Here is a 6788-nt window from a genome sequence, read left to right as displayed (position 1 = left end):
CCGGCGTCGCGTTCGGCTTCGGCGTGCCGGTTCTGCAGGCTGTCGCGTCCGTGGGCGCGCCAGCCGCCGCCGTCGCGGATCCGGCCGATCTTCTTGACGTCGACGTGCAGGAGTTCGCCGGGCCGGTCGCGTTCGTAACGGCGGATCAGCTGGCCGGTGGGCCGATCCAGCCATGCCAGCCGGTGCAGATGATGGCGCGTCAGCACGGCATGGATGGTTGAGGCAGGCATGTCCAGCAGCGCGGCCAGCCGTCGTGGGCCTCGTTTGAGCTTGGTACGCAGAGCGCAGATCCGCGCCTCGACATCCGGCGGTGTTTTACCCGGTAACCGATGCGCGGTGCTGGGACGATCGATCAGACCGGCGTCGCCTTCGGCGCGCCACCGCGCCACCCATTTGTAGCCGGTCGCGCGGGAGCAGCCCAGTTCCTCGACGACATGCGCGACTGGGCGTCGTTGACCTATGACACGCTCGATGAGCAGGCGTCTGCCATGCAGGGTCAGCCGGGCATTACGGTGGGCCATGAAGACCTCCGGTCTCGGTGGAAGCGTCGCAACTCCCACCTCGCCGGAGGTTTTCTCACATTCCAAGCCGCCACGCCGTACTCAACAACGGTCATGGGCACTACACCTAGCGGGCGGACTCGACCGCCCGGCGCTCGGTGTTGATCCGGAGAAGTCCCTCGATCCCGCTGAGGAAGGTCTCGGCCACCAGTGCGGAGTCGAAGAGGCATCCGGCTGCCATCGCACCGTCGCGGAGCATGACGAAGTGGCGGGCGGCGGGATCCGCTGTTTCCTCGTGGACCTGCGCCATCAGCGTGGTCAGCGTGTCGAGGAACCATTGCCGGTGGGCGATGATCTCCCGGTGCACGGGGTGGGCGGTGTCGGGATACTCCGCCGCGGCGTTGAGGAAGGCGCATCCGCGGAAGTCGGGGGACTGGATGCCCTGCGCGATGGAGCCGGCGATGTCCATGAGTGGTTCGACCGGCGAGGCCGCGTCGGCGGCGACCGCCGCGTCGACCCGGCCGCGATCCATCTCGTGGACCTGGCGCAGGTAGGCCAGGATGAGGTCGTCCTTGCTGGGGAAGTGCCGGTAGAACGTTGCCCGGGTCACCTTGGCCTCGGCGATGATCCGGTCGACGCCGACGGAGTGGATGCCCTCCGCGTAGAAGATCCTGGTCGCCGTGTTGAGGAGCCGGAGTCGCGCCTCCGAGGGCCGGGATTCGATGTCGCCGCGCGTCATCCGGCCATTCTAGTGATAGAACGTTCGTTCTGCTTGGCTGGGCGGGTTGCCGAGCGTGAGCACAGCGCCCGGCGGTCGGATGTGATTCCCTCGGCAAGCGGGGGTACTCAGCGCCGCATGACGCCGGTGAAGGTAGGCCTGTGCGGGGCCAGTATGGCGCTGACGTCGTACGCACAACGCTTCCGCGTGCTTGAGGTGCAGCAGACGTTCTACGAGCCACCCCAGGAAGCGACGCTGCGCCGGTGGCGGGCCGGCGTTCCACCGGCGTTCGAGTTCACCATCAAGGCGTGGCAGTTGATCACGCACGAGGCGAAGAGCCCGACCTACCGGCGGTTGCGCACACCGTTGACCGCCGAGGAACGCACTGAGGTCGGCGGTTTCCGGTGGACGCCCGTCGTCGCGCGCGCCTGGGAGACCACACTCGGGTGCGCCGCGATCCTGGGGGCGACCGCGATCCTGCTCCAATGCCCGGCGAGCTTCCGGCCGACCGAGCCCGCGATCGCCCGGCTGCGCGAATTCATGTCCCGGGCCCGCCGGCCGGCCGGTGTCCGGCTGGTGTGGGAACCGCGCGGCCCGTGGCCGGACGAGGTGGTCCGGGGACTGTGCGAGGAACTGGATCTGACCCACGCCGCCGACCCGTTCCTGCGACCCAGCCTGACGCCGCTGGCCTACTACCGGCTGCACGGCATCACCGGTGCGCGCCATGTGTACACGGATGCTGAGCTGGCCCAGCTTGCCGGCCTCGTCGACGCCGGCCCGGCGTACGTGATGTTCAACAACCTGCCCCGCGCCGCCGACGCCGGCCGGTTCGATCGGCTGGTGCGTCCGGACGCAGACGACGCCCGGCCGGCGCCGGCGGGCGCAGACGTACTGCCGCTCTCATAGCTGCCCCCGAAGGGCTCTTGATGCCGCTGTCGTCATGCAATATATTGCACATCAGAGCGGGCGGGTGACGTCGGCGCCGACGGAAGGAAGTGCCTGATGAGCACCACCGATCGAGAGATCAAGAACGTCGTGCTGGTGCACGGTGCGTTCGCTGACGGGTCGGGCTGGCGGGGTGTGTACGACAAGCTGACGACGCTGGGCTACCGGGTCGCGATCGTGCAGATCCCTCTCACCTCGCTGGAGGACGACGTCGCGGCGACCACCAGGGTGCTCAACCGGCAGAGCGGCCCGGCGATCCTGGTCGGCCACTCCTGGGGCGGGACGGTCATCACCGAGGCGGGAGTGCACCCGAACGTCGCCGGGCTCGTCTACGTTTCCGCGCTGGCCCCCGATGCGGGCGAGACCACCGCCCAGCAGTACGACGGGTTCGCCCCGACGCCGGACTTCGTCATCGACGTCGGCGAGGACGGGTACGGGTTCCTCAACCACGACAAGTTCAAGGCCGGGTTCGCCGCGGACGCCAGTGACGCCGACGCCGCCTTCCTGCGGGACGCGCAGGTGCCGATCAACATGGCGGTCTTCGCGACGCCGGTGAAGAACGCCGCCTGGCGCGACAAGCCGACCTGGGCCGTCATCGCGACCGAGGACAAGGCCTTCGATCAGGCCATGCTGCAGCACATGGCCGGGCGCGCCGGCGCGGAGATCACCACCGTCCCGGCCAGCCACGCCCTGTTCACGACCCAGGCCGGCGTCGTGGCCGACGTGATCGTCACCGCAGCTTCGACGGGAACTCTCCCCAGCAGCAAGCGGAGTCTTTGACTTCCCCCTTTGTGCGGTGTGGAATATATTGCATGCCGATTCCTCCACGCGTGGGCGTGATCTCACGATCCCTGTTGCGGGAGAACGCCTACCGGTGGATCCGGGACGCGATCGTCGACGGCACGTTGGCGCCGGGGGAGCGACTCAACGACGCCGAGCTGGCGGAATGGCTCGGAGTGAGCCGCACCCCGGTGCGGGAGGCGCTGACCCGTCTCGAGGAGACGGGTCTGGTGCAGACCAAGCCCGGCCGCTACACCATGGTGAGTCCACTGGACGCCGGCGCCGCGCGGTCGGCGCAGTCGGTCACGGCCGCGATGCACGAGCTGGCCGTACGGGAAGCGGTTCCCCGCCTGACCGCCGACGAGATCGAGGCCATGCGGGCGGCCAACGGTCGTTTCGCGGCCGCGCTGCGGGCCGATGACGTCGATGCGGCCATCGCTGCCGACGACGAGTTCCACGGCGTAGCGGTGGGGGCCTCGGCCAACGCGGCGCTGCGTTCGGTGCTGGAGCAGTTCACCCCGGTGCTCCGACGGCTGGAGAGGTTGCGTTTCTCCTCCCTGAACGGGCGCACCTCGGTGGCCCTGCATGACCGCATCATTCAGTTGTGCGAGGCCCGCGACGTGGAGGGCGCCGCGGCGGCTGCCCGGGACAACTGGATGAGCCTCGACGAGGTCTTCACCCGGGAAGCGACGTTGCCGACGTGACAGGGACGCTTCTGCTCATCATCGGCCCGCCGGCCGTCGGCAAGATGACCGTGGGAGACGAGATCGCCGCCCGGACCGGTCTGCGGCTTTTTCACAACCACCTGGCGATCGAGCCGGTACTGCGCTTCTTCCCCTTCGGTAGCCCGCCGTTCGGACGGCTGGTCGATCGTTTCCGTCGTGACCTCATCGAAGAAGTGGCGGGCAGCGATCTACCCGGGCTGATCTTCACCTACGTCTGGGCGTTCGACCTGCCGGAGGACGAACGGGCAGTGGACAGCTTCGCGGAGCCGTTCAGGCGACGCGGTGGCCGGGTGCTCTTTCTGGAACTGGAGGCAAGCCAAGAGGCGCGGCTCCGGAGGAACCAAGGCCTTGCCCGCCGGCCGTGAGCCGCCCGCGGTGATCAGGGGGTCAGGGCGTGCCGGGTCCGGTCCCCGGTCCAGGCCGCCTCGAGGATCGCGGTCAGGCTGGCGGTGTCGGTCGGGCCCGGATGGTTCTGGATCAGGCGGGTGACGCCACCGGCCATCTCCGCGAACCGGGGGAGGTCGGCGCGGTCCACGCCGATGTCCGCCAGCGTCGCAGGGATGCCGATGTCGGCCAGGAGGCCGTCGAGCCAGGTGAGGAACGCGTCTGTGGCCTCGGCCTCCGAGGCGTCGGTAACGTCGAGCCCGCACACCCGGGCGAGGATGGCCAACCGGTCGCCGATGGCGTCCCGGGCCGCGTCCAGGGCGTAGGGGAGGAGCAGCCCGACGCCCAGGCCGTGCGGCGTGTGCGTGGCCGCGCCGATGGGGTACTGGAGGGCGTGCGGGGCCGCGTTGCCCGCGTGGGCGAAGGCGAGCCCGGCGAGCATGGACCCGTACGACATGTCCGCGCGCGCGGCCGTGTCGCCGCCGTCCCGGACGGCACGGCGCAAGCTGCGGGCGATGCGCTCCGCGGCCCTCAGCGCGTAGTGGTCGGTGACCGGGTTGCGGCCGAGGAAGACCTGCTCCACCGGGTCGCGGGGTCCGTGGGGCCGGGGTCGCGCGGTGTAGCTCTCCACCGCGTGGCAGAACGCATCGATGCCGGAGTGGGCGGTGACGGTCGCCGGGCAGGTGTAGGTGAGCTCGGGGTCGACGATGGCGAAGTCCGGCACGATGTGGACACTGGAGACGCCCACCTTCAGCTCGCGGTCCGGGTCGGTCAGCACGGAGACGGGTGTGAGCTCGGAGCCGGTGCCTGACGTCGTCGGGACCGCGACGAGGGGAATCGTCGGCCCCGGCACCTTCGACTCGCCGTAGTAGTCGCTCGGCGTCCCGCCGTGGCGCCGGATGACGCCGACGATCTTGGCCAGGTCGATCACCGTGCCACCCCCGATGGCGAGGATGACGTCGGCGTCCATATTGGCGGCGACCGCGACGGCCCGGGCGACGTCGGCGAGTGGCACGTCCGGAGTCGCGTCGGAGAACACCCCGACCACCTCGACCCTCCGCCGTACGGCGGCCACGATCGCGGCGACGCCCGGCTGCCCCAGGAGAACCCGGTCGGTGACGATGAGGACTCGCGTGCCGCTCTCGGCCACCACTCGTGGGATGTTCTGCGCGACTCCTTCGCCCACTATCAGCTGGCGTGGTCCGCGGACGGTCTCAAGCATGTCAGTGCCTTCCTGGAACGTCGGCGGGCGGCGCCGGCCGGGGCCGGTCAGGGCAGGTCGATCGCCGCATAGGTGAGGTCGAGGTACTCGTCGATGCCCTCGTGCGATCCCTCCTTGCCGATCCCGGACTGCTTCACGCCTCCGAACGGGGCCGACGGGTCCGAGATCAGGCCGCGGTTGATGCCGAGCATCCCGGTGTCCAGCCCTTCGGCGAACCGGAGCGCCCGCTGGAGGTCCCGGGTGAAGACGTATCCGACCAGGCCGTACTCGGTGTCGTTGGCCTTGGCCAGCACCTCGGCGTCGGACGTGAACGAGATGATGGGCGCCACCGGGCCGAAGATCTCCGTCGCCAGCATCCGCGCGTCCCCGGGCACGTCGACGAGGACCGTGGGCGGGTAGAAATGGCCCGGCCCGGCCGGACGTTCGCCGCCCACCACGACCCGGGCGCCGCGACCGACCGCGTCGGTGACCAGGTCGTCGAGCTTGGTGACCGAGGCTTCGTCGATCAACGCCCCGACGTCCACGCCGTCCTCGAGACCATGGCCCATCGACAGCGCGCCCATCCGTTCGGCGAAGCGCGCCGTGAACTCCTCGCGCACCGGTTCCTCGACGTAGATCCGGTTGGCCGCGATGCAGGACTCCCCGATGTTGCGCATCTTGGCCACCATGGCCCCGTCGACCGCGACGTCCAGGTCAGCGTCGGCACACACGATCAAGGCCGCGTTGCCGCCCAGTTCCATCGAGGTGCGCAGCACGTTGTCCGCGGCCTGGCGCAGCAGCACCCGCCCGACCTCGGTCGACCCGGTGAACGAGAGCTTGCGGGTCCGCCGGTCGGCCAGCAGCGCCGAGACCACCGCGCCGGCCCGCTGGGTGGTCACCACGTTCACGACGCCCGGGGGAACGCCGGCCTCCTCCATGATGAGGGCCAGGAACAGCATGGTGAGGGGGGTCTGGGATGCCGGCTTGGTGATCGTCGTGCAGCCCGCCGCCAGCGCGGGAGCGATCTTGCGGGCGCCCATGGCCAGCGGGAAGTTCCAGGGGGTCACGAAGACGCACGGTCCGACCGGCTTCGGCACGGTGAGGATGCGGTATCCGCCGGCCGGAGCGACGCTGTAGCGCCCCTCGACGCGTACCGCCTCCTCGGCGAACCAACGGAAGAACTCGGCGCCGTAGGCCACCTCAGCCCGGGCCTCGGCCAGCGGCTTGCCCATCTCGAGCGTTATCAGCCGGGCGACCTCCTCGGATCGCTCGATCAGGGCCCGGTACGTCGCGGTCAGCAGCTCCGACCGTCTCCGCGGTGGGGTCGCCGCCCACTCCGGCATCGCCTTGCTCGCCGCGTCCAGTGCGGTGAGCCCGTCGACGACGTCGGCGTCCGCCACCTCGGCGATGGTCTTGCCGGTGGCCGGGTCCTCGACGGCGAAGGTGGCTCCGCCGGCGGCGTCGCGCCAGGCGTCGCCGATCCGGAGCCGCCGGTGTTCGGTGGCCAGGACGTTCATCGGGTCACTCATGCGTCC

At 70.1% G+C, this 6788-nt stretch carries 8 protein-coding genes; 4 read left to right on the top strand and 4 right to left on the bottom strand.

What is annotated here, in order from left to right; genetic code table 11:
* Both ACWEOZ_RS28980 and ACWEOZ_RS28975 read right to left on the bottom strand, forming a co-directional pair.
* The coding region (locus ACWEOZ_RS28980; protein WP_451913824.1) for a leucine zipper domain-containing protein at positions 1–521 on the bottom strand (521 nt) is incomplete at its 3' end.
* Between the two features lie 106 nt (positions 522–627).
* Complete coding sequence (locus ACWEOZ_RS28975) at positions 628–1239, bottom strand: TetR/AcrR family transcriptional regulator (RefSeq protein ID WP_451913823.1); 612 nt, start codon at positions 1237–1239, stop codon at positions 628–630.
* Positions 1240–1356: 117 nt separating this feature from the next.
* Here ACWEOZ_RS28975 and ACWEOZ_RS28970 point away from each other — a divergent pair, with 117 nt between their 5' ends.
* The 4 genes from ACWEOZ_RS28970 to ACWEOZ_RS28955 all read left to right on the top strand — a co-directional run bounded on the left by ACWEOZ_RS28970 (position 1357) and on the right by ACWEOZ_RS28955 (position 4033).
* Positions 1357–2124, top strand: coding sequence for a DUF72 domain-containing protein (locus ACWEOZ_RS28970; protein ID WP_451913822.1), 768 nt, complete (start codon positions 1357–1359; stop codon positions 2122–2124).
* A gap of 96 nt (positions 2125–2220) precedes the next feature.
* Positions 2221–2943 (top strand): alpha/beta fold hydrolase, encoded by a 723-nt coding sequence (locus ACWEOZ_RS28965; protein WP_451913821.1) that lies wholly within the window; start codon positions 2221–2223, stop codon positions 2941–2943.
* A 32-nt stretch (positions 2944–2975) separates the two neighbouring features.
* A complete protein-coding gene (locus tag ACWEOZ_RS28960; RefSeq protein ID WP_451913820.1) occupies positions 2976–3647 on the top strand; it encodes a GntR family transcriptional regulator in 672 nt (223 codons plus the stop codon).
* Positions 3644–4033: an AAA family ATPase gene (locus ACWEOZ_RS28955; RefSeq protein ID WP_451913819.1), complete on the top strand. Its 390-nt coding sequence runs from the start codon at positions 3644–3646 to the stop codon at positions 4031–4033. The genes ACWEOZ_RS28960 and ACWEOZ_RS28955 overlap by 4 nt, the downstream gene beginning before the upstream one ends.
* Before the next feature lie 14 nt (positions 4034–4047).
* Here ACWEOZ_RS28955 and ACWEOZ_RS28950 read toward each other — a convergent pair whose 3' ends face one another.
* Entirely contained in the window at positions 4048–5274 is a 1227-nt protein-coding gene (locus ACWEOZ_RS28950) for an iron-containing alcohol dehydrogenase (RefSeq protein WP_451913818.1), read from the bottom strand.
* A 47-nt stretch (positions 5275–5321) separates the two neighbouring features.
* Positions 5322–6782: an NAD-dependent succinate-semialdehyde dehydrogenase gene (locus ACWEOZ_RS28945; RefSeq protein WP_451913817.1), complete on the bottom strand. Its 1461-nt coding sequence runs from the start codon at positions 6780–6782 to the stop codon at positions 5322–5324.
* Positions 6783–6788 lie beyond the last annotated feature (6 nt).

The sequence above is a fragment of the Actinoplanes sp. NPDC004185 genome (assembly GCF_053603475.1).
The sequence above is the reverse complement of the archived record's forward strand: the minus strand, read 5'-3'. Positions and strand labels throughout refer to the sequence as shown.

What these genes read in the sequence shown, in the direction of transcription:
- ACWEOZ_RS28975 (WP_451913823.1), bottom strand. Translation starts at nt 1,239, where the DNA reads ATGACGCGCGGCGACATCGAATCCCGGCCCTCGGAGGCGCGACTCCGG.
- ACWEOZ_RS28945 (WP_451913817.1), bottom strand. Translation starts at nt 6,782, where the DNA reads ATGAGTGACCCGATGAACGTCCTGGCCACCGAACACCGGCGGCTCCGG.
- ACWEOZ_RS28970 (WP_451913822.1), top strand. Translation starts at nt 1,357, where the DNA reads ATGACGCCGGTGAAGGTAGGCCTGTGCGGGGCCAGTATGGCGCTGACG.
- ACWEOZ_RS28960 (WP_451913820.1), top strand. Translation starts at nt 2,976, where the DNA reads ATGCCGATTCCTCCACGCGTGGGCGTGATCTCACGATCCCTGTTGCGG.
- ACWEOZ_RS28950 (WP_451913818.1), bottom strand. Translation starts at nt 5,274, where the DNA reads ATGCTTGAGACCGTCCGCGGACCACGCCAGCTGATAGTGGGCGAAGGA.
- ACWEOZ_RS28965 (WP_451913821.1), top strand. Translation starts at nt 2,221, where the DNA reads ATGAGCACCACCGATCGAGAGATCAAGAACGTCGTGCTGGTGCACGGT.